Annotated in this window: 21 protein-coding genes; 13 read left to right on the top strand and 8 right to left on the bottom strand. The window is 36.5% G+C overall.

Translation table 11 applies throughout. The annotated features are described in order from the left end of the window. The first annotated feature begins 59 nt into the window (after positions 1-59). From IPM92_13580 to IPM92_13620, 9 genes are all read left to right on the top strand, one after another. Positions 60-818, top strand: a complete 759-nt coding sequence (locus IPM92_13580; protein MBK9109361.1) for a hypothetical protein — start codon at positions 60-62, stop codon at positions 816-818. A 263-nt stretch (positions 819-1,081) separates the two neighbouring features. Further along, positions 1,082-1,489 carry a hypothetical protein gene (locus IPM92_13585; GenBank protein ID MBK9109362.1) on the top strand — a complete coding sequence of 136 codons (408 nt, stop codon included), beginning with the start codon at positions 1,082-1,084 and terminating at the stop codon, positions 1,487-1,489. Further along, positions 1,462-1,989, top strand: coding sequence for a hypothetical protein (locus IPM92_13590; GenBank protein MBK9109363.1), 528 nt, complete (start codon positions 1,462-1,464; stop codon positions 1,987-1,989). Before IPM92_13585 ends, IPM92_13590 begins: the two co-directional genes overlap by 28 nt. A gap of 93 nt (positions 1,990-2,082) precedes the next feature. Continuing rightward, positions 2,083-2,541, top strand: coding sequence for a hypothetical protein (locus IPM92_13595; protein MBK9109364.1), 459 nt, complete (start codon positions 2,083-2,085; stop codon positions 2,539-2,541). After that, positions 2,451-2,765 carry a hypothetical protein gene (locus IPM92_13600; GenBank protein MBK9109365.1) on the top strand — a complete coding sequence of 105 codons (315 nt, stop codon included), beginning with the start codon at positions 2,451-2,453 and terminating at the stop codon, positions 2,763-2,765. The genes IPM92_13595 and IPM92_13600 overlap by 91 nt, the downstream gene beginning before the upstream one ends. A 126-nt stretch (positions 2,766-2,891) precedes the next feature. After that, positions 2,892-3,275, top strand: coding sequence for a BlaI/MecI/CopY family transcriptional regulator (locus tag IPM92_13605; GenBank protein ID MBK9109366.1), 384 nt, complete (start codon positions 2,892-2,894; stop codon positions 3,273-3,275). Positions 3,276-3,277: 2 nt separating this feature from the next. Beyond that, the gene (locus IPM92_13610) at positions 3,278-4,738 is read left to right on the top strand and encodes a M56 family metallopeptidase (GenBank protein ID MBK9109367.1); all 1,461 of its coding nucleotides are present in this window, start codon (positions 3,278-3,280) and stop codon (positions 4,736-4,738) included. A 22-nt stretch (positions 4,739-4,760) separates the two neighbouring features. After that, positions 4,761-5,957, top strand: a complete 1,197-nt coding sequence (locus IPM92_13615) for a PDZ domain-containing protein (GenBank protein MBK9109368.1) — start codon at positions 4,761-4,763, stop codon at positions 5,955-5,957. A gap of 385 nt (positions 5,958-6,342) precedes the next feature. Next, positions 6,343-7,782: a glycosyltransferase family 39 protein gene (locus IPM92_13620; GenBank protein ID MBK9109369.1), complete on the top strand. Its 1,440-nt coding sequence runs from the start codon at positions 6,343-6,345 to the stop codon at positions 7,780-7,782. A gap of 10 nt (positions 7,783-7,792) precedes the next feature. Here the strand turns inward: IPM92_13620 and IPM92_13625 are convergent, their stop codons facing one another. After that, positions 7,793-11,095: a glycosyl hydrolase gene (locus IPM92_13625; protein ID MBK9109370.1), complete on the bottom strand. Its 3,303-nt coding sequence runs from the start codon at positions 11,093-11,095 to the stop codon at positions 7,793-7,795. 313 nt (positions 11,096-11,408) lie between these two features. On the opposite strand from IPM92_13625, the gene IPM92_13630 reads away from it, so the two are divergent. The 4 genes from IPM92_13630 to IPM92_13645 all read left to right on the top strand — a co-directional run bounded on the left by IPM92_13630 (position 11,409) and on the right by IPM92_13645 (position 16,472). Then, on the top strand, positions 11,409-12,554 hold the full coding sequence (locus IPM92_13630) for a T9SS type A sorting domain-containing protein (protein MBK9109371.1): 1,146 nt from the start codon (positions 11,409-11,411) through the stop codon (positions 12,552-12,554). Between the two features lie 635 nt (positions 12,555-13,189). Continuing rightward, the gene (gene htpG, locus IPM92_13635; GenBank protein ID MBK9109372.1) at positions 13,190-15,055 is read left to right on the top strand and encodes a molecular chaperone HtpG; all 1,866 of its coding nucleotides are present in this window, start codon (positions 13,190-13,192) and stop codon (positions 15,053-15,055) included. A gap of 426 nt (positions 15,056-15,481) precedes the next feature. Beyond that, complete coding sequence (locus tag IPM92_13640; GenBank protein ID MBK9109373.1) at positions 15,482-15,769, top strand: hypothetical protein; 288 nt, start codon at positions 15,482-15,484, stop codon at positions 15,767-15,769. A gap of 109 nt (positions 15,770-15,878) precedes the next feature. Next, complete coding sequence (locus IPM92_13645; protein MBK9109374.1) at positions 15,879-16,472, top strand: hypothetical protein; 594 nt, start codon at positions 15,879-15,881, stop codon at positions 16,470-16,472. Between the two features lie 285 nt (positions 16,473-16,757). Here the strand turns inward: IPM92_13645 and IPM92_13650 are convergent, their stop codons facing one another. The 7 genes from IPM92_13650 to IPM92_13680 all read right to left on the bottom strand — a co-directional run bounded on the left by IPM92_13650 (position 16,758) and on the right by IPM92_13680 (position 24,183). Beyond that, positions 16,758-17,291 carry a hypothetical protein gene (locus IPM92_13650; protein ID MBK9109375.1) on the bottom strand — a complete coding sequence of 178 codons (534 nt, stop codon included), beginning with the start codon at positions 17,289-17,291 and terminating at the stop codon, positions 16,758-16,760. Positions 17,292-17,381: 90 nt separating this feature from the next. After that, complete coding sequence (locus tag IPM92_13655) at positions 17,382-18,062, bottom strand: DUF4918 family protein (GenBank protein MBK9109376.1); 681 nt, start codon at positions 18,060-18,062, stop codon at positions 17,382-17,384. 14 nt (positions 18,063-18,076) lie between these two features. Continuing rightward, positions 18,077-19,996, bottom strand: a complete 1,920-nt coding sequence (thrS, locus tag IPM92_13660; protein MBK9109377.1) for a threonine--tRNA ligase — start codon at positions 19,994-19,996, stop codon at positions 18,077-18,079. Between the two features lie 99 nt (positions 19,997-20,095). After that, positions 20,096-20,299 (bottom strand): dodecin domain-containing protein, encoded by a 204-nt coding sequence (locus IPM92_13665; protein MBK9109378.1) that lies wholly within the window; start codon positions 20,297-20,299, stop codon positions 20,096-20,098. Between the two features lie 150 nt (positions 20,300-20,449). Beyond that, on the bottom strand, positions 20,450-21,448 hold the full coding sequence (locus IPM92_13670; protein MBK9109379.1) for a tetratricopeptide repeat protein: 999 nt from the start codon (positions 21,446-21,448) through the stop codon (positions 20,450-20,452). Between the two features lie 35 nt (positions 21,449-21,483). Beyond that, the gene (locus IPM92_13675; GenBank protein MBK9109380.1) at positions 21,484-22,866 is read right to left on the bottom strand and encodes a Gfo/Idh/MocA family oxidoreductase; all 1,383 of its coding nucleotides are present in this window, start codon (positions 22,864-22,866) and stop codon (positions 21,484-21,486) included. Between the two features lie 435 nt (positions 22,867-23,301). After that, complete coding sequence (locus IPM92_13680) at positions 23,302-24,183, bottom strand: cation transporter (GenBank protein MBK9109381.1); 882 nt, start codon at positions 24,181-24,183, stop codon at positions 23,302-23,304. Positions 24,184-24,246: the final 63 nt, after the last annotated feature.

The raw sequence follows: 24,246 nt of genomic DNA on the forward strand, positions 1-24,246 counted from the left end.
TCAAATTTGAAAACTATTAAATTTCATCCTTTATCTTTAGGCTTTCGTATACGGCAATTATGCAAAACAATTCTATAAAATATAATTTTACGGATTTCACGCTCAGTGCGTATGAAAAACTTCTCAAACTGGTAAAGTCTCATTATCCCATTGTGGATTATAAAGAAGCCATAGGATCTGATCATTTTGCAGTTTGGCGGCACGATTTGGATATGTCCATCACATCTGCTTATCAGTTGGCCCAACTCGAACATAAGCATGGAATAAAAGCTCATTATTTTCTATTATTACATTCAGAATTTTATAACTTACTGGAAAAAAGCAATACCGAACTTGTTTTTAAGATACTTGATTTAGGTCACCACATACAATTACATTTTGATAGTTCATATTACCAAATAAATTCGGTAATGCAATTGGAAAAATGTTTGCAAAAAGAATCATTATTTCTGCAAAATATTTTTGGGCAAGAAATTGATACCTTTTCATTTCACAATCCCTCGTCTTTTGATTTACAATGTGAAAATTCGCATTTTTCAGGATTGATAAATACATACTCCGAATATTTTAAAACGCAAGTTGATTATTGTTCCGATTCAAATGGGTATTGGCGGCACAAAAGATTGGAAGAAGTGCTGGAAAGCCATAAACATAAGAGAATTCAGGTACTCACGCATCCAGAATGGTGGCAGGAAAAAGTTTATTCTCCTAAAGAAAAAGTCTGGAATTCAATTGAAGCGCGTGCGGAAGCCACTAAAAATTATTATAATGATTTATTAAAAAGGAATGGTAGAGAAAATATTGATTGGGATAATTAACTGCCAATCCTAAAAAGATGATACTAATTTACTTTTAGTCCTTTTATAGTTGCGAATGGAGCTTACTATTTTAATGATGCAATCATTCCAATTAATAAATTAAAAACAGGCTGCTCATTTAAATAAATATTTCTATAAAAAGCTTTAAGTTCACTCTCAATAAATTAAATTTTTTCAAAAATTTGTGTTCATTCCAGAATTTATTAATTAGCCTGACGAGCTATTGCTTATTGTTTTTTGCATGCAACGGTACAAACAAAGCTTTGGACAAGGATGCAGATGTGAAAATCAATGATTCGCTTTACAGCTGGCAATTGGTTTTAAAGGAAGCAAAGTTTCGGAAATCCTATAATTTTCAAATGTTCGCACATAGGGATACTTTATATGTTATACATCCTGATGGTGCATTTGCATCTACAGATGGTAAAAACTGGACAAATACCGGATTAACAGATATCATAGGAAATCAGGCCTTTTTGGATTACGTCTATTTCAACAATGCCATTTATGCATTAGGTAATTTTAAAGGGAATATAGAACAATATCAAATGCGTCCACAAATTGCAAGGAGTCGGGATTTTAAGAGTTGGGAAATTTTAGCCATTAATAGCAATCTTCCAAAAAGGTTTTTTATCATCCATTTGTGTTTCAAAATAAAATCTGGATTCTAGGTGGTTCAGATGAACATAAAAAATATGAGGATGTATGGAATAGTTCAGATGGTATTGTCTGGAATAAAGTTGCAGACAGTACAAATCTTGGTCGGCATGAAGGATCCTATTTTTTACATTTCAAGGACAAAATACTTAAGTTGGCGGAGGATGTATGGTCATCTTCAGATGGATTGCATTGGACAAAGATTTGCGACACTATTGCAACGAATATTTATGGTTATTCTCCTCTTATTTTTGATCAACAGATTTGGCTCATCGGCTGTAGTAGATCCGGTAAATTTCATAGTGAAGTCTTGCACTCTAAGGATGGAATAAATTGGATTCAACAGAAAACAGAATGGTCGCCTCGGGGTGGGGCAGCTGTTTGTGTGTTCAAGAACAAAGTATTTATGACGGGTGGAAAATATGGCGGTCAAGATCCTAACAATTTGTTAGAAACTCAATTCATTTATAGCAATGACATCTGGTGCATGGAAAAATTGAGTGTTCGCCAATGATTTATGGTATCCTGAATAAAGGAGTGATCAAATTATGGAATGATCCTTTCCTTTGGTTGTACTTTTGAGTTTTAAAAATATGTTCACAAGCCGATGAAAAATCTGCAAATCTTAAAATTTATTCCATTCTATATATTTTCTTGGTTGCCCTTTTGGGTCCTTTATTTAATCTCGAATACATTTTACTTTATCATATTTTACTTGTTGCGTTATCGCAGAAAGGTCGTTTTTGAAAATTTGAAACGCGCTTTTCCGAATAAAACGAATAAAGAAATTCATTTTACAGCAAAAGAATTTTATAAGCACTTTTGCGATTTAATCCTCGAAACACTAAAGTTGGCCACGCTTTCAAAAGAAGAATTTAAACTTCGTTTTTACTATGCAAATCCAGAATTGCTTACCGCCTTTTTAAAACACGACAAAAGTATTACCATATATGCGGCACATCTCGGCAATTGGGAATGGTTGATATCGCTTCCATTTCCAATATCCAAGCCAGTCTATGGCATATTAACCGGAATACTGCTTTCATTATCGGTACAGAAGCCATAGCACGCCGCAATAATAATGCGGTATTTTTTCCAAAAATTCAAAAAACGACTCGTGGATATTACCGAGTAGAATTTGAATTATTATGGGATGGCGAGGAATCTATTCCGGAACATCAGATTACAGAAAGATATGCCCGCGCCCTCGAACAGGCCATTGTTTCATATCCGGGGATATGGCTTTGGACTCACAGACGTTGGAAGCATAGCCATAAAGCCCCAAAATAAGCTGTCGAACCGCTTATAAATGCAGATCTTATCATTTTTGTTAAAATTATATTAAATATTACGAAACACTTCGTAGATTTGGTCAATAATAATCAAATTTGTTCATCAAATTTTAAAGATTTGACCATGTCTAAACTAGAATTTAAGCCAACGGAAGGAGAACTGGATATTCTTCAAATTTTATGGAAAATAGGCCCTTGCTCTGTAAAACAAGTGAATTCCTGCATGAATGAAAAAAAAGAAGTAGGTTATACAACCAGCTTAAAAATGTTACAAATCATGTTTGAGAAAGGACTGGTAGAAAGAGAGTCTGCCGGTAAAATTCATCTTTATACTGCAGTTATTAAAGAAAGTCAGGTTCAAAAGAGTTTTCTTAAAAACATGATAGATCAGGTTTTTGAAGGTTCGCCAATGGAAATGGTCGTTCAGGCGCTAGGCAATTATAAAGCCAGCCCCGACGAAATAAAAGATTTGAAAAAGCTCATTCAAGAAATGGAAAATAAACAATAGCTATGGAATCACTACCCCTTGATACTAGCCTTTTGCAGGAAGCCATTGTACATACACTTATAGATTCCTTATGGCAAGGATCAATTGTAGTCATTGCGCTTTGGTTGGTTAAACAAATTTTTAAACCACTGCCTCAAATTCAATATTTTTTGTCTCTTACGGGCTTACTCAGTATCGTCTTGATGTGCTTTGGAAATTTTATTAATTATTCTGTTGCTCCTCAGCAACTAACATTGCCTTTTGGAGGGAATATGATCTTGAAATTAGACCAATCGCTTGTCTTTTGGCTATTTAGTTCGTGGGTCTTAGGTGCTTTCATTTTTTTTATAAGATTTGTTTTAAGCCATCTTTTCTTGAAAAAAATTATTCGGAACGCGCAATACATCCAACAGCATGAATGGTTGGATAATTTTAGTCGTATTAAAGTCCATTTTAACATTGGAAAGAATGTTTTATTAATGCATAGCGACCGAATAAGTTCAGCATTTCTGACCGGTGTATTAAAACCCATTGTTATAATACCCACTGCATGGGTTAATAGATTAGAACCCAAAGAAATTGAGTGTATTCTTGCTCATGAGTTTTCGCATATCCGTAGCAAAGATCATTGGATTAATTTATTTGTGCAGGTTTCAGAAATGATCTTCTATTTTAATCCTGCTGTTCATATTTTAATTAACCATATCAAATTAGACCGCGAATTGCAAGCAGACCTTTCTGCCAACAAATATGTTCAATCGCCTTTAGTTTATGCAAAACTTATATTAAAAGTTGAAGAGCAAACCGGAATGATTCCTTTGTTCACCATTCCATTTTTTAAACAAAGAAATCAGTTGCGCAGACGCATCGAATCTGTTCTCAATATTAAGACCCAAAATCAATATAAAGAAAATGCATTGAGTTTGTATGTTGCCTTGTCTTGTTTGCTTTTTTGTGGATTACAACAATCTAAAGTATCAAGTAATCCTACTAACCAAGGATTTGTTCAACTATATTCCATTTCCTATCAAATAGACGACCCTCAAAATTCAAAATCAGGTATCAACAATGCAACATCATATGTAAAGAATTCCAGGCCATTGTTAAAAGAAAGCAGGATAGCTTTAAAAAGCGTAAATACCAGCTTATCTAAAAAACAATCATTAAAATTAACAAAGGAGCGTCTGACCAACTTAGAAGAAATATCAATAAATGATGTCAATCAAGAAATAGTTACTATTGCAATAACTAAAGAAGCACCAAAAGAAATTGTTGTTTATACCCAATCAGAAATAAAACTTGATTCTTTATCAACAATAGAAGGTGATGGTGCTTGGATTATTTCAAAACAAGGTAAAAGCTTTCAACCAAAAACACCAAAAGCTGTCATTCTATTGAGGACTGAAACTTCTAGGGTTTCTACATCAGAAGTTAATTCGCCAGATTCCGCATCCTCTAATGAAAGAGGAAACCAAACAAATTAAATCAAATTAAAATTATTGAATGATGAAAAAAATATTATTAAGTATTCTTCTCCCCGCATTATGTGCGGTGTTACTTGTGGCTCAGGAAAATCCTGAAAACAAATCAACAACAAAGGTGATTGTAAAAAAGATCACAATAGAAAATGAAAATGGGGTAGAGACTACTTCAGAAAGCACCGATACTTTCGACTTGTCCCAACTAAAACAAATGGACTTAGAAGGTTTTGAGTGGAATGACAAGGACTTTAAGGAACTTGATATAGAATCTCTAAAGAATGGAAAAAAGAAAATGAGAATCTTTATGCATCATGATGGTGATTCTACAATGCATAAAAAGGAGTTAAATGTGTTTGATTTTGAACCTGATCATATGGCAGTTTGGAATGACTCTCAAAAAGCAGCGTCTCCAAATAAAGCTGTATTGGGTGTACAACTTGAAAATGTCGATGGATCTAACGGAGCTCAGGTCATAGAAATCTTTGAAGGATCTGCCGCTGAGAAAATAGGATTACAAATTGGAGATATCATCATATCTGTTGCCGGTAAAGAAACCAAAAATGTGGAGTCTGTTATTGAGGTATTATCCCAAAAAAGTCCCGGAGAAAAAGTAAAACTCAAATATTTACGATCAACTAAAGAAAAATCTGCGACTGCAGTTTTGCAGGAAAGGAAAGAAGAAGTTATTTCTAAAGTTATGTGCCCTACAACTAAACAATCCAAAGTAGTGTGTTGCAAACCCGGAAATGACAAAAAATGCAAAGAGGATAAATTGACAATTTTCAAAGACGGAGAAGGAATTAAAAAAATCCGCATCATTAAGGATAAAGATGGTGCTTCCAATGAAAATAAGGTCATAATTATCAAAAAAGATGGCGCCGGGAATGAAGTCATAAAAGAAATTGAAGATATCGATAAAGGAGGTAAAGCTGAGTTAGAAATCATTAGAGAATCAGAAGAAGGGCGCTCCTTAAACGTTGAAGTTTTAACTGGTAGTCCGAATCCCAATAACGGTCAAATGAAAATTTCTTTTGAAGGTAAAAAGGAACCAACAACTATTGAAGTATTAGATCTAAATGGCAAAGAAATTTACAAAGAAAAGATTGAATCATTTGATGGTACATATAACAAAGAAATTGAAATTGAAAACGCAAAAGGCACTCTGATTTTAAAAGTAACTCAGGGAGAAAAAGTCCTTACTCAAAAAATAATAGTGAAATAAATAGATCTTTATTAATTTTGTTCCATAGCATAGTTTAATAACCAAAGTTTCGCACAATCCGGGGTACTCTACTCCGGATTTTTTTTTGTAAATTATGACCAATAATAAATTTGAATCCTGGTAAAATCCTCGATTCTTACTTAGTAATATTTACATTACGTCAATATTAATATTTCAAACCGTTTATACTCTTTGGGTTTAGTCATAATCTTTTATTATGTATGCTGGTTTGACAAAACGCAAGAATTTTAACAATCTTCGCATCTTATAAAATCAGTCTACCGGTTTAATCGGCCAGTTCTTAATAAGTTGGTTCAATGTACATCTCCTGAATATATTTTGTGCATTCCGCTTCAGCATCTATCTTTAAACCAAATTGTTATAAATGTTATTATTCCCCAGGAATCATCTGATGGTCTTTTTTCTTTTCCTGGCATTTGCTTTAGTTCTTCGCGTTTTTAGTTTTTACCCTTTAGTTTTGGATCATGATGAATCTACTTACCTTGTTATTGCGGATGCGCTCAACAATGGAAAAATATACCTGGTTGATGTTATAGACACAAAACCAATTGGTATCTTCTGGATTTATGGAGTAATTCTAAAAGTTTTTGGAAAGTCGATAGTAGCGTCCCGAATCATTGCTTGTGTGGTCCTTGCCATTTCTTCTTTACTCATTTACCAATTGCAGTTAAAATGGAACTCAAACAAAACTACTGCCATACTCAGTGGTTGCTTTTATATCTTCATGTTATCTTTATTTAAGCGTTGGGGTATTAGTCCTAATACGGAAATTTATTTCAATTTATTTAACCTGCTGGCCATTTATCTATTATTGATTTATGACAAAAGATTTTTAAATGTCTTTGCAGGTATCAGCATTGGAATCGCTTTTCATATTAAATATGTGGCGGCTGCAGACCTTACAGCTCTTTTGTTATTCCTATCTGTTACAGCCGTCCGCGAAAAACAATTTCTCAAATTTATATTTGGCCGCATCCTGTATATTTCCATTGGTTTTTTAATATGCTCTGGAAGTGTGCTCTATTATTATACTCAAAATGATGCACTTGATGAATTTTTGTATTATACTTTTAGGGTCACCGGAAACTATACTTCCTCATTTAAGCCTATTCAATTGATTTTATTTTTTGGCGACTTTTTTCTACGCTTCTTTCCGATTACTATTCTCATGATTCTTTACATTCGCTCACAAGAATTTCGTTCAGATGCCATGAGTTTGTTTCTAATCTTTTGGATAATTTTAGATTTGTGCATTATTCTAATTCCGGGAAAATATTATGAGCATTATTATATCCAAATCTTTCCCGTTTGTTGTATTGTCGCCGGAAAATATTTTAATACTGTTCCGGGATTCAATATTTTTAAATTTTTTACTTCTTTTAAATTAAAATTTATTCTTGCTTTTATGCTATTAGCGCTGCTATTTGAGCATTATACTGGTTTTATAAAGAAACCCGAAATGCTTCGGGAAACTTTAAAGGTATTGCAAAATCATATAAAGGCCACAGATGAGATTTATACTTCGAATGCACATCACATTCTCTACTTCCTTTTGGACAAGGAAAGTCCCAGTCCTTATATCCACTCAAGTTTACTCTGGAATGAAAAACATCGCAATACCCTGCAATTGAATGGCATCTTGGAAATAGAAAACATACTGGCCAAACATCCTGACTATATTGTATGGAGTATATCTGATCAGGATATTGAGATGCAAAAAAGATTGCTCAAAGACTATTCCTTATTTCATTCAATACAAGAACGAATGTTGATTTACCGACGAAATGATTCCAATTCTAAATAAAAAATTAAGCTTATTTCGAAGGAGGTAATGGTTTTCTGCCAGGAGTATAAGGAACTCTTGCCTGATCAAGTTTAACTTCTAATTTCTGGATGCGTTGATCTAATTCCATAATATCTTTTTGTACGACTTTCATTTGATTAAAAGCGATAACATACGAATCTTCAAACGTCTTGGTTGGAGCTGAACTGGTTGACCACAATCCATAAATGATTTGACTCACACGGCCGTTGATAGAAGGCAAGGTTTCAAATTCTCGTTTTGCTCTGGTTGCGTCACCATCCATACGTTTTTTAATATCAAATAAGCCTTTTTGGATGTTGCGCAATTCAGAAGACCATTCCAATTCAAGTTGCGGAGCATCGATCAGGGCTTGCTTCATAAATTTAAGTTTTTGATTTAATTCATCGTGTAATGCATCCGCGGTACTTACCCATTTTCTGAGCTCGCCGACTTTATTAGAAAAAGCATTTAAGGCTTGTTTATCTGTTGCTGGTAAGCTTGCGGTTTGTAAAGGAATCAATTCAAATTTCTGCTGTTGATTCATGTCGGTATAGATTCCATCTTCATATTTTGCCATACTCACAGTATACATTCCAGGAACAACTTGAAAGCCACTTTCTTTAGAGCTAAAAACAAAGGACTCATCAAAGGTGGAAAAATCAATGGGCCCAAAAGAAGCATAACGCAAATCCCAGCTTATGTTTCCGATTCCCTTGGAAGCCGGGGCTTTGAGTTTTCGAACGGTTTGACCCGAAGCATCTCTTATGGTAAATAACAAATGCGGGGACTCTTGTTCGTCTTCGATTTTCAGAGAATCCAGACTTGGGTAAAGAATATCTTTTCCTTGTTTTGCCAATTCCTTTTCGCGTTCGCGTCTTTTATCTTTTGGCGTTTTAATATTATCTTTTAAATGATATTGAAAAATAGCTTCCGGTTTTGGATTACTCGTAGTATAATAACTTTCCCCCTGAAATCCTTTTCCACGAACACCCAGTGGTATGGATTCAATATACATCCATGCATTTTTGATTGGAAACAAAATCATTTCTTTTTCCAATTCAGGCTTTGTGATATTTCTGAGTTCTGCGTATTTATCCAACACATAAAATCCTCTGCTAAAAGTTCCCAAAACCAGGTCATTTTCTCTTCTTTGAATTTCAATATCTCTTACGGCAATTGTTGGCAATCCTGATTTTAATGGAATCCATTGTTTGCCTCCATCGAGGGTACAAAAAACTCCAAACTCCGTACCTGCAAATAAAAGTTCCTGTTTCACATGATCTTCAGCTATTGAATAAACGGAACCTCTTTCCGGAAGATTTCCATGAATCGGCGTCCATGTTTTGCCGCCATCTATTGTTTTCAAAACATAGGGTTTGAAGTCTCCATATCGATGGTGGTTAAAACAGACATAAGCTGTATTTTTATCAAAACGGGAAGCTATGATTTGATGCACATAAGATCTTTCGGGCACACCGGGCAATTGGTCGAATTTCGTCCATTCGCTACCACCATTTCTGGAAATATAAATCAAACCATCATCTGTGCCTGCCCATAAAATATTCTGATCTAGGGTGCTTTCAGCCAAAGAAGTTAGGTTACCAAAAATATCTGTTGATCCATTTTTTGCGATAGCATCTACGCTCCAAAGTTTGCCCATCAATTTCCATTGGTTGCGATCTTCCTGTCTTGATAAATCCCCGCTGATTGCTTTCCAGGAATTTCCACGATCATCAGAACGAAAAACTTTATTGGCCCCGAAATACAATCGCTTATGGTCAAATGCGGATATCACTAAAGGAGCATCCCAATTCCATCGAAATGCAGCGTCACCTTGCATTTCAGTTGGTTTGATGTCTAAAAATTCTCCACTTCTACGGTCGTAACGGATTAAGCCCCCGTATTGAGATTGAGCATAAATTATATTTGGATCAGTAGGATCGACTTGGGTTTCAAATCCATCACCAATACTTGTAAAATACCAATCAGAATTTACAATTCCATTAACGCTAGTTGTGCGTGAAGGACCACCAATACTAAAATTGTCTTGCGTACCGCCATGAATATGATAAAACGGAAATGCATTATCTGTTGAAACTTTGTAAAACTGAGTAACCGGAATGTTAGGTTTAAAATGCCAATTTTGGCCGTCGTCGTATGATTCATAAAGTCCGCCATCACAACCCACCAGTGTGTGGTCTGTATTTTGCGGATCTATCCAAATAACATGATTGTCAATGTGTTTATTTTTTTCACTAAAAATTGAAAAGGTCTTACCTCCATCCCTACTTACTCCCATGTAAGTATTGATCACGAATATTTTTTGTTCATCTTTCGGGTCGCAATAAATTTTTTGATAATAGTTACCAGACGTAGAGTATGAACCTCTTTTTTCCCAACTGGCGCCCCGATCATTACTTTTGTAAACGCCGCCTTTGCCTTCTGCGGCTTCAACCACAGCATAGAGTACATCGGGATTTGCCGGAAAATAATTGAGTCCGATTCTTCCGATATCTCCTGACGGCATACCTTTCATCATCTTCGACCAGGTGTTTCCGCCATCAGTACTTTTATACAAAGCAGATTCCGGGCCCCCGCCAATGTATGCAAAAACTTTGCGTTGTCTTTGATGCGCTGCTGCATAAACAATATCTGGATATCTGGGATCGATCATCACTTCATTGCACCCGGTGTGTTCGCTGATCTGAAGTACCTGTTTCCAAGTCTTTCCACCATCTGTCGTCTTATAAATTCCTCTTTCGCCGCCTGAGGTCCAAAGCGGCCCGTAAGCTGCAACATAAACGATATCCGGGTTCGTGGGATGTATGTCTATTCGAGCAATGTGTTCCGAGTTTTTTAGACCCATATTTTTCCAGGATTTTCCACCGTCCTCTGACTTATAAACACCATCGCCATATGCCACACTGCGTTGATTGTTATTTTCACCTGTACCTAACCAAACTACCTTTGGATTAAGAGGGTCTAAAGCAATACATCCAATAGAATAAGAACCCTCGTTATCAAATACCGGTTCAAAGGTGACTCCCCTATTGTTGGTTTTCCACACACCCCCTGATGCGACTGCGACATAATATTCTGAAATGTTTTTAGGATTGACCGCGAGATCGGAAATTCTTCCGGAAGCTATCGCCGGGCCAAGGCTTCTGAATTTAAAAGCAGATAAAAGACCCGGATCTATCGTGTCTTTAGCAACTGTAGAAATTGTGGTTTTAGATTTTTGTTTTTGTGTAAATCCTGGGCTTAAAAATGAAAAACACAAGGCAACAATGCAAAGACTTTTTAAAGAGATCATTTTTTCTAATTTAGTGCCGAAAGATAAGAGAAAATTGACTGATAACCCTACAAATTGAGAAGCAATATCAGCATTTAACACTACTAAATTTTTGGGAAAAATTATTCTCCAAAAATTACAGATTCTTTTCGCAATTTGAATTTACGAGCCTCTGAAATAGTTGCAGGTTCGCTCACCATGATATTCATTTTTACAACTCATCTTTGATGTTTCCAGATTGCATTTTTGCATTTAATCTCCAAATAAATAATTTCAAAGCATCCCATCTAAAGCATTGTATCTTTGTTAGGTGAGTCCAATAAAAGAATTACTGTTGAAAACCTTCATTATTTTCTTAACATTTTTGTTTTCTACTTCTTTACTCGCCCAAAACCTGAGTTGGAGTCAACTCTGTAAATTGGACACGCGATTGGAAAGCAGTTCTGGTTTGACCAGTCTCAATGATGGGCAAACATTCTGGACTCATGCCGATAATAATAGTCCGGCTGAAATTTATGAAATTGATGTGAACTGCAATATTCTAAAAATTCTAAAAATAACAGGTGTTCCCAAAAGAGATTGGGAGGAAATTACAGCAGATACGAATGGCAATTTATTTCTTGGAGACTTTGGAAATAACAATAATAACAGGAAAGATTTACAAATCTATATTCTTCGAAATGTGGAGCAACTAACAACTGATAGCATCATTCCTGAAATCATTCAATTTACATATGGTGACCAGTCTGCATTTCCTCCAAATGCAGCCACTAGAAATTTTGACATGGAAGCGATGATTTGGTATCATGACAGTTTACATTTATTCTCCAAAAACAGAACAGACCCCTTTACGGGTTTAACATATCAATATCGCTTGCCGGATCAGGCAGGCAGCTATACGCTCTTTCCGATAGATTCCTTTAAGACGGGTAACGGACCCATGTTGTTCTACTGGGTCACCGCAGCGGCAATACAGCCCTTGGCCAAAGAGTTGGTTTTACTATCACATGATCGCATGTGGTTCTTTGATCAATTTGAGGGCAGTCAGTTTTTTAAAGGCCGCGTTCGTGAAATTATATTGCCAAGTTACACACAGAAAGAAGCCGTATTTGCGGGATCCAATGCCCACTGGTATTTTACGGATGAATACAACAATACCATTCGGCTGGGTGGTAACCTATACAAAGCAAGCCTAGAGACAAGCGCTTTGACGGATTCTGAAGCTCAAGATAAAGAGATGCAAATCTGGCCAAATCCACTTCGCAATTCTCTTGAAATTCTGCTTCCGCATTTTAAAAACACTGAATTTGAACAATTAGATATCCTGGATATTGCAGGAAAATGTCTAATTCAGATTACTATAGATCATGCACAAATGCATATCCCACTTGAGGGCTTATCGAATGGTTATTACATTTTAAGAAAGACGTCCGGCAAATTGAAAAAGCAAATTTTTAGATATTTCTGTAAAACAGAATAAATTTACTAACACTTGTTAGTTGTGATTAAACTTTTTTGAAAATAGTGATGAAACGTTCTTGAGGGTATCTCTTAAATGGACAAAAAGCTGCCAAATTTTATCAAAAAAAAAGAGATCGGTTTATACCCCCCAGCAAACCGATCTCAAAAATTGTCCCGTACCAATTTCTTGGGTACGCACCCGGTTTCCCAGGCACTATTCATAAAGCATAAACCTTGCCAAACTGCTTAGAAATGTAAAAATATTTGAATATTTAGGATGTTTTGAAAATCATATAAATATATATAATTGATTATCAATGATTTAACTTTGTACTTGTTTTTATATTCAATTTTATTTAGCTGTATAATGAAGCAATATGTATGCTTATGAAAATTAAAATAGGTATACACTATATTTATATATCTTGATCTATTTCAAATTCGCTCTTTGCGTTCTATTTAATTTAAATTCGAAATTCAACTTCAGACGGCTTACAGGTTGGTGTTACCTGATCGCTTTTAAATTTCAATAATATGATAATTTAAGAATTTGAACCTTGAAAAAAGCCATTATTTTCAGGATTTTCAGCCATTTTGTCATATAATTTCGGATGGCACATCCTTTTGCATGGGACCAGCAAAACATATAGAAATATGCGTAGCGGTAAAATCTCAGTTCAAACAGAAAATATTTTTCCCATCATTAAGAAGTTCTTGTATTCTGAACAGGAAATATTTCTTCGGGAGCTCATCTCCAATGCTGTGGATGCCACCACTAAACTCAAAACACTTTCATCCCTGGGTGAAATCAAAGGGGAATTAGGGCCGCTAGATATTGAAGTCTTACTTGACGCAGAAGCCAAAACCTTAACCATTCGCGATCGCGGAGTAGGAATGGATGAAGCTGAAATGGAAAAATACCTGAATCAATTAGCTTTTAGTTCTGCCGAAGAATTCATCACGAAATATAAAGGCGAGGCTAATATTATTGGTCATTTTGGACTTGGCTTTTATTCTGCATTTATGGTAGCTAATCAAGTTGACGTGTGTTCAAAATCATGTAGAGAAGGGACAAAGTCTGTGCGCTGGTCATGTAAAGGTGATACCGAATTTACGATTGAGCCCTTTGAAAAGCAGGAAAGAGGAACAGATGTTGTGTTGCATCTCGCAGACGATTGTCTTGAATATCTCGAGACCCATAAAATTGAGACTTTGCTCAACAAATATTGCAAGTTTCTCCCTGTGCCGATAGTATTTGGAACTCAAAAAGAAAAAATTAAAGTAGGAGCGGAAGAAAAAGAAATTGAAGTTCCACGAACAATCAATAACACTCACCCGCTTTGGAAAAAAACTCCTAGCGAAATAAGTGATGAGGCTTACACTTCTTTTTATAATGAATTGTACCCTTACAGTGAAGAGCCCTTGTTTTGGATCCATCTCAATATTGATTATCCATTTAATCTAACTGGTATTTTGTATTTTCCAAAAATCAAAAACAACATTGAGGTTCAAAAGAATAAAATACATCTCTATTGCAATCAGGTTTTTGTTACTGATGACGTCAAAGAAATTGTCCCTGAGTATTTAATGTTGCTACATGGTGTGATTGATTCGCCTGATATCCCACTTAATGTGTCCCGTAGCTATTTACAAGCCGATGCGCATGTCCGCAAAATATCGGGATACATCACCAAAAAAGTTGCTGAAAAACTAGGCGATCTCTTCAAAAAGGATCGCAAAGATTTCGAATCCAAATGGAACGACATCAGTACTTTTATCAAATACGGCTTAATCTCTGATGAAAAATTTGCAGAGAAAGCGCTTCCTTCAAGCTTGTTACAAAATACGGAGAAAGAATATTTCACCATTGACGAGTATAAAGAAAAAATAGCAGCAATTCAAAAAGATAAAAATGGTAAACTGGTTGTGCTTTATACTCATGATCCGAAAGCCCATTTTGGTTTTATCCAAAATGCAAGAGAACACAGTTATGACGTGCTGGTCATGAATAATATACTTGATAACCATTTCATACAAACCCTGGAGATGAAGGCTGACGTTCAATTTAAAAGAATTGATTCGGATACCATTCACCATTTAATCGAAAAAGAAGAACAACCAGAATCCGTATTATCTGAAACCGAACAAAAAAAGATCGAAGATTTATTTAAAGCTCTGCCGGAAAACAAGTCCGGTAAAACTTTGCTAAAACCCTTGTCTCCAGAAGCGCCTCCCGTTTTGATTGTGAAACCTGAATTTATGCGCCGTATGTCTGAAATGCAATATATGATGCAGACCATGAAAAATGATGGCGAGGAAAATCCGTTTCTCAACCACTACGAATGCGTGGTCAACAGCAACCATCCTGCCATCGCACAAAAGCTTTTATCGCTAGAAAGTGAAGCCTCGCAAAATGAACTGGCTGATTATCTGTTTAAATTAGCGTTATTAGACCAACAAATGTTGCAGGGTGAATCTTTGCATGCATTTGTGAAGAAGAGTTTGGCGAGTGTCGTATGATGTCATTTTACTAGACCATGATGTTTGGTTTCGACTTCATCAATTATCGTTTGAACGATCCTATATCCCGGCCTCATTTGCACCAACCACTTAAAAAAATGGATAGGCAAATGCCCCAGATAAAATGATACATCCAAGCTTCTTAAGAAGTAAAGTTATATAGTTGAACGTCTTCCAACTTAAGTAAAATTGATCGTTATTCAGTTTCCTAAAATGGACAAATCATCGATTTGCCGTGCTTGTTATCGCTCCTTGTAACAGATAACGAATTTCTATTTAAGTTGGCGCCGGAATTTTCATTATTTTTACCTGGTAGAGAAACGCGCTCTGCAAAGGTTTTCTAAGGGACCATCACATCACTTTGTATTTGCTCTCACAAAACCAAGATCCAGCTTTGATTTTTTATTCTTCTTTAAACTTTTATTTATGCAAGCCTTTCATGTGAAAATTTTAATGTTGTTTGTTTTTTTCATTTCTGCCGCGCATAGCTGTGAAGACAAAACAAATTGCCATTCGTTCAAAGCAGAAATTTCCTACGATTTTGTCGAACAATTAACCGTGCAGACGACAAATGGAACTGCTCCCTTTACGTACAATTGGTCGCATGGCCTTGGTACCGGATCTATAGCCATCGTATTTGGGAAAGGTTCTTACAGCGTCACCGTTACAGATCTTAGCAAATGCAAGGCCATAGCCATTTATAATGTACCTTAGTCTTGGAATCAAACATGAATGTATTTCTATTATAAATTAATTCCTGTTATATATACTAGATTTTTTCTAGTATTAAATTCTTTAAGTGATAAATAAATTGATGATGAAAATGATTCAAAAGCGTAATCAAGGCAAATTATTTGCTTTGGTTATATCGGTCATGATCATTCTGAATTCAGGTTGTATCGATCCTGTGGATGGATCTGTTATCGAAGATCCACATGAATTTATTACTGTTATTCTTGGCGGTGAATTTGCTGAACAAAACGGGGAATCTGCTGATGTATATATAAATAATGAATTCATTGGAACTGCAGGCGCGCATTCGGAAGTAGTCAAAAAAAATGCCTTGCCAGGAAATTACACCATTCGAGTTGAAACGAAAAATATACCCGCCACAATCTTTGGCAATGTAAGTAAACAAGAGTTTAAGGCCATACGATTTGTTGCGCCCTGCGATGCTTCCAGTGTTAGCTTTAATTCAAGTCTGGAGTATCTCCTGGAAGGCGTCGAAATATTTGTTCATGTTGATGGTCTAGTGCTGGCTTTGCCACCTGGCCTACCTGTTACTTTACCTAAAGTGACTCCAGAGGTGAATAAAGTATTTAATTTTCGGGACCTCACCGGAAAATTGAGACATACGGTGACTAAAACGATTCCTTACTCCAGTAGTTGGTCCTATGATGTGCCTTACCAGAAATAAGAAAGACGGCAGTATTCGCTTTTAATAAGTATTATTAGTCATCAGAATGCTATTCCAAGCCAAAAATTCATCTAATACGGTCCACTTCTCAAAAATGTTTCATGATGAAAGTCTAAATAACTTTCGCGTTAATTTCGACCGAGCAATCTGGGCTTTTTTAATTTTTTAAGACTTACAACTCGAGCCTAGTAAGTTTTCAGGCTTATCGCTATTTGAATACGGGCAAAAAAAAAAGGCTTCCCAAATAGGAAATCCTTTAAAATCTATTTCAGTTATTTGGGCAATTTACTTAGCCATTGCATTTTGCTTGTACATATCGTACGCAGCCATTGCAGCAGCTTTTGCATCATTTAATTTTGATCCCCAACCTTCTACCTTTGAAGTAGCATCGACTGAAGCTGTTTTCAGCTCATCTATTTGAGCCATGATGTCACCTTCCAATTTGCCAGCAGCAAGACCATCTTTTAATCCTGCTAATTTCTTTGACATTTCTTCCCAGCTAGTAGCAAAAGAAGTCACTTCTGAAGCCAAGCCACTGATGCCATCAACTTGTCCGGTGAATGCATTTTTCAATGAGTCTAAAGTAGCTGTCATTTCAGGTTTCATTTTTGCAGCCATTTTAGGATCAACCATAAGGCTATCTTTTAAAGAAGCCAATGAGGTTTGTGCTGCACCTATCATGCCACCAACTTCTGTTACAGCAGTAGTAGCTTTTTCCCAATCTGCAGATAAAGCTTCGATCGGGGCACGGAATTGCTCAACGTTTTTACAAGCTATGATAAAAACAACTGGAGCCAAAATTGCGATTAATTTTTTCATTTTAATTTGATTTATTTTTTTTGCGGTGTAAAATTATGAATCCTCCACCTGACCACTGTTAAGTGGTTTTAAGTATTGACTAATAATACGTTAACAAGGCTTTGAGGACTTTAGTTTAAGAACATAGGTATCCGTATATGAGCCCAATTCTTTGCGTTTATATTGCATGATAAATCTGGGATGCGCTAATGGTATAATCTCATCAAACCATTGATATTCCGAATTCAGTTTTAGTAGAAATTGATAATTTTTTCCTTCTCCAAAACATATGACTTGCTTTCTGTTTAAAGGCAATTCCAACAATCTTTGCATTTGAAAGACTATATATTGATGCAGCTGATTCGTGAACATTACTTCATCATAATAATTAAAATTCTTTCCGTCCTTGATAAAGCCAACAGGAGATATGGAACTGATAAAATAATCTCTATAAAATTGGGATGGCCCGCCATAACGAGAAATCATGTGATATATAAATTCAGAAGAGGTTTCATGACTTGATATATTCGTCGATATACCACAATCAGATTGTAATCTTTTGGAATCCGTGAATGGAATGCCTGTAAGTCCTGCTCCGTGCCGACCAGGATTAATACCTAATATCAATGTACGTAGAGAAGTATCGTTGTAATATTTTTGATAAAATTCATGAACGATTCTTTGAACTTCTGCTTTTTGAAAAGGAAAAAGCACTTCGATTCCGGCAGGCATTAATGGCAGGCCATCTGCGATTCCATCAAGGTAAAGTTTAATCTGCGCGAATAAATTCATGCCCTATCCAAATCCTAAAGCTGGGATTTGATATCGTTAATAAACGCTTCCAAATCCATGGCGCCTTGATCACCTGCGGATTGTTTCCTTACAGAAATATTTCTATTTTCAATTTCTTTTTCGCCAATGATCAACATATAAGGAATCTTTAGTAACTCCGCATCGCGAATTTTCTTACCTATAGATTCCAGGCGCTTGTCCATTCCGCCTCTTAATCCTGCTTCCTCAAGTGCGTCAAATACAGTTTGTGCATACTCTAAATATTTGTCACTGACAGGTAGTATGATAAATTGCTCTGGTGTCAACCACAATGGAAATTTTCCGGCGCAGTGCTCCATTAAAACCCCGATAAAGCGTTCCATCGATCCAAAAGGCGCACGGTGAATCATGACAGGCCGGTGTTTGCTATTGTCTGAACCAATATATTCTAGTTGGAATCGTTCCGGCAAATTGTAATCGACCTGAATCGTTCCTAGCTGCCATGAGCGACCTAGTGCGTCTCGTACCATGAAATCCAGTTTTGGACCATAAAAAGCAGCTTCTCCCAGTACTGTGGTTGTTTCTAGTCCGGCCTCACTGACGGCATCTATGATGGCTTGCTCGGCTTTATTCCAGTTTTCTTCTGAACCAATATATTTTTCGGTGTTTTCGGGATCGCGCAAAGAGATCTGTGCTGTAAAATGTTCGAAGCCCAATTTCCGAATAACCAGCATGGTTAAATCCAAAACATTCAAAAATTCGGCTTTCACCTGATCGGGTGTACAAAAAATGTGGGCATCATCCTGTGTAAAAGACCTAACGCGCGTTAGTCCGTGCAATTCTCCACTTTGTTCGTAGCGATACACCGTTCCAAATTCCGCAATCCGAATAGGTAAGTCCCGATAAGATCTTGGTTTATGTCCAAAAATCTCGCAATGATGCGGACAATTCATCGGTTTCAATAAAAACTCCTCCCCTTCTCTGGGCGTGTGAATCGCCTGAAAGGAGTCCTGCCCATACTTTTCCCAATGACCGCTGGTTATGTATAAATTTTTATGCCCGATATGGGGAGTAATTACTGGTGTATAGCCCCTTTTAATTTGCTCGGCTTTCAGAAAGTCTTCAAGTCTTTGTCTTAAAGCTGTTCCTTTTGGTAACCAAATGGGCAATCCGGCTCCCACCTTTTCGGAAAACATAAAAATTTCAAGTTCCTGACCCAGTTTGCGGTGATCTCTTTTTTTGGCCTCTTCCAGCAATTTTAAGTATTCTTCAAGTTCTTTGGCTTTGGGAAAAGTAATGCCATAAACCCGCGTCAGTTGTTTTCGCTTTTCATCCCCTCGCCAGTAAGCTCCTGCCAGACTTGTCAGTTTAACTGCTTTAATAAATCCCGTATTAGGAAGGTGTGGGCCTTTGCATAAATCCGTAAAAGCACCCTGTTTATAAAAAGTAATTTGTCCATCCTGCAATTCGGAAAGCAGTTCGAGTTTGTACTCATCGTCTTTTTCAGTAAAATATGCGATTGCATCTTTTTTTGAAATGGCCTCCCGAAAAAAGACATTGTTTTGCCTTGCCAATTCCATCATCTTTTGCTCAATGGAAAGTAAGTCTGCGGCAGATAGGTGATAATCGCCAGTGTCTATATCGTAATAAAATCCATTTTCTATTGGCGGACCTATGCCGAATTTAACTCCCGGAAACAAAGATTCCAATGCTTCTGCCATGAGGTGGGCTGAACTATGCCAAAAAGTAGATTTGCCTTCTTTTTCACTCCAGGTCAATAATTGGAGGCTGGCATCCTGATTTATAGGTCTCGAAGCATCTACGACTTCACCATTCACTTTTGCCGACAATACATTTCTTGCCAGGCCTTCACTGATAGACAGTGCCACCTCTATTGCAGTTACTCCTTTGGAGTAATCTTGCTCTCTTCCATCCGGAAAACGGATTTTTATCATTTGCATAAGTGCAAAGGTAAGCCTTTTCGAAAATACCCGAAAAGTGAGATAAACGAAGTAAATAAAATTGGTAAACCCTCTGGTTTAAACCGGAAATTGCTATTTATCCAGTTCGAAGGTCAATTTTAAAGAAACCCTGTATTCTTTTATTTTTCCTTTTTCAATAGAAACGGACTGGTCCTGAACCCAAGCTGATTTTATATTTTTTAGGGTTTTTGCTGCTTTTGCAACTCCGATTTCTGTTGCATCTTCCCAAGATTTTTTGGAAGAAGACATTATTTCAATAACTTTTAATACGCTCATAATTTGGATTTAAAATTTAATAATTCGGTGATCTAATACCTTATTGTTAACTAAAAATTAAACTAAAAGTTGTTCTTTAAAATGCAGTTAACAAAACATTTCGACCACCATTCATAATAGCTGAAAGCAAAAACATAAACTTCAGGAGCTTTACAATTTAGACAATTCTTGCTTTGCCCCTTCAAAATCCGGATTTAATCTCAAGGCATTTTGTAAATCTGTTTTTGCCAGATTCTTATCTCCTTTACGGATATAAGCCAAAGCTCTTTGAAAATAGGAACTTGGTTCAGTGGGTTTTAGTTGAATACAAATCCCAAAATGCTCAATGGCTTTACTTAAAGAATCTGATTCAAGGTAAAGTAAGCCCAGATTATAAATCCCTGGCTCGTAAGAAGGAAAGTTAATGGCCAATTTTTTAAATAAGTTTACCGCTGTTTGCCGTTTGCCTAGACGAAGAAGTGCATAGGCCTTACTATGATAAACCTGAGGATCTAAACTATCCAATTTTATAGCATTGTCGTAATAATCAAGAGCGCGCTCATTTTTAATTTCTGTCAAAACATCTCCTAATTGGATCCAGGCTTTACGAAATTCCGGATTGAGATCAACAGATTTTTGGTAGGCGTTTATTGCTCGCCCGGTATCTCCCATTTCATAAAAAACATGACCAGACAAATACCAGGCTTCCACATGTTGCTGATCCCTTTGAAAAACTTTATCGAGAATTGCAAGTGCCGGCATATATTGTTTTAAAACGAGTTTCATTTCTGCAACTTTCAACAAAGTAGGAATGTGTTCGGGAAATTTTTCAAGTGCTTTATCTAATATATCTGAGGCCATTTTAGATTGGGCCGACATCAGGTAAGCGCGTGATAAACCAAAATAATAAGCTGGCTTTTTTAGCGAATCAATAGACAAGGCCTTCAGAAAATCCGTGATCGCAGAATCATAAGATTCCCTTAGCATAAGCTGATCTGCCCTCCATGCATACAGACTATCAATATCCGGATTTTTCAGAATTTGTTCACTGACATGCTCAAACTCCGTTGAAGCCCCACTTAACTTATTACCTTCGCCAGTTGTTGCTTGACAAGCCAGGAAAACGAATAAACTAACATATGTTAGTAGCTTATATAAATTCCTGCTCAAGAAATTCAGTTCCGCGTATATAGGCCTATTACTAATCATAATTTAATCTGTATCGTTTTCCCAGTTTTTCGACTTCTTTCTGCTGCAAAGCCCATGATATGACTTTCTATGGATGCTTCAATGGTAGAGGTAAGTAGGCTTGCATTTTGTTGCGAGACCGCCTGCACCCAGTTTTGCATCAACCTAACATCGCCGCCGCCATGTCCATGTTTACTGTAATTACCATCATCAAACGATTGAGAATCCCAAGTTGTGACTTTTCCGGTTCTAAAATCGGTATGAATAAATTTTTCCATATCCCCATGTAAGTCCCCCATACTTCCCATGACTCTTGTTCGCCTTCCGTGATATGACGTAAAAGCTTCCATATTAAAACTTGCGGTAATGCCACCATCAAATTCGAGGTTCATGACATAGTGATCGCACTGATCGTTTTCCATCCGGTAAACGCAACGCCCGTAATTTGTAGTTTTTAAATAATTCATGATGGCATCAGGATGTAATTCTTTTTGTTCGGGAAGATCAAAAACATATAAATAGCTTCGATCTCTCAAGTAGATTTTCATCGCTGAATATGGACATTGAGATTCAATAGAACATCCTTCGTTGCAACGCATTGTACTTCCCTCTGGTGCATTTTCGCGCTTAAACCAACTTAAATTTCCAAATGCAGATACGCGTTTGCAAGGTTTGCCAACCAACCAACGCATCATATCCAGATCATGACAGGATTTAGCAATGATAATCGGTGTTGTTGCTTTGCTATTGTGCCAGTTTCCTCTTACAAATGAATGCGCCATATGGACATGCTGAATGGGCTCAAAATGTTGCATACTCATGAGTTTGCCAATTGAACCATTGTGCATTAATTCTCTCAATTTGACAAAGTAGGGCGCATATCGCAAGACATGACATAAACCTACAATCTTTCCTGTCTTTTGTGTTTTTGATAGTATATCCCGGCATTCCTTTTCTGTTTGTGCCATCGGTTTTTCCAACAATACATCATAGCCCATTTCCAAGGCTTTCATGCATGGACCATAATGCAAATGATCGGGTGTTGTTATTATAATTGCATCCGCAAATTTTTTCTTGTCAAAAACATGTTCCCAGGTTACAAATCTATGTTCCGCTGGAATTTGATGTTTTTTTGAATATCTCTCATTGCGCAGTCCTATGGGTTCAGCTACTCCGACGATGCGAATCTCCTCCGGATGCGCAATCGCATAATTTCCGTACACATTTCCCCTTGCTCCCGCACCCAAGGTGATAGCAGTGATTGGTTTATCGGGTATTATATCAATTGAAAGTTGCTCTTGCGCTAAAAGACTTTTAATATCCGGAATTACAAAACCGGTAGCGCCTGCAGCCAGGCTCATCGTTTTAATGAGTTCTCTTCTGCTTAAAAATTTTGCCATACCATTGTTTTTATCTGCCGAAAGATAGAAAATTCTCTGCGAAAGACCAGATCGTGGTTTTTTTAAATTATTTATACATTCAATAGCGATGAATAAGATTTTATATTTTTATTAATTGCAGATACTTACGTAGTTTTATATGATCCATTTTTTGTATATTAAATAATGTCAATAATATTTGTAAGTGTAACATTAAGGAGTCTACCTTTACTAAACTTTCACGAGCTTGGCATGGAATTTACAAAGGAATCGATCGCTTTGTTGCCATTTCAAATCGAGTGGAACTTTATAAATTATTAGCATAGTCCAATAGGACTGCGCTGTTTTCTCAAAATGAAAAGGTATGAAGCTGGCCGGATCCAAAATGATCCGGCTTTTTTTTTATAGGATTTGAAATTGATATTTATATTTAAAAATAAATTTAGCCCTTTCGTTTTAATAATTTTCAAAAGGTTCAATATGAACAAATACCTGTTTGATGTGTGGAATTTCTTGTTTTAAAGCGTCAACTACGCGATGTGCAATATGATGCCCTTCGTGAACGCTAATCTCCGCATTTACCAACACGTGCAGATCTACAAAATACATCATTCCTGCCTTTCTAATAAAACATTTTTCAGTACCGCAAACTCCTTTCACGCTTAATGCTTTTTTACGAATTTCCTCTTCGAGGTTTTCGTAAACATGTTCATCCATTATTTCTCCTAGTGCCGGACGAAAAATGAGGTAACTATTGTATAATATAAACCCCGAGGCAAAGAGTGCGGCCCAATCATCTGCAACTTCGTAGCCTTCGCCAAAATATAATGCAATAGAAATTCCAATAAATGCTGCAACTGAGGTTATCGCATCACTCCGGTGATGCCATGCCTCTGCTTTCAATACCGTACTGTTGGTAGTTCGGCTTTTTTTAATGACCCACTGAAAAGAAATTTCTTTCCAAATTATGATCAGTGCAAGCACAATCAAAGTAAAAGATTCGGGAGGTTTGTGTGGGGTCTGGATATTTTGAATGCTCTCGTAGGCAATGACCGTTGCTGAGGTTACCAAAAATGCAACCGTGATAAACGTTATTAAAGGTTCTACTCTCCCATGTCCATATGGATGATTTTTATCGGCAGGCCTATGAGAATACTTCAAACCAAAAAGAGTAAGCAAGGAAGCAAAAATATCTGTTGTGGATTCAATCGCATCTGCAATTAAAGCAAATGAGTTTCCAAAATATCCTGTAGTCCACTTCATAAGTGCCAATAAGCTATTGCCTAAAATGCTCAGATAACTGATCCGAATTGCGGTTTGTTCGTTAGTGTTTATCATTGAACCACAAACTTGCAATTATTTTTAATTTTAGCATTCAAAAAATATTACTTTTTCCGTCAG

Source organism: Saprospiraceae bacterium (genome assembly GCA_016719615.1).
GTDB lineage: Bacteria > Bacteroidota > Bacteroidia > Chitinophagales > Saprospiraceae > Vicinibacter.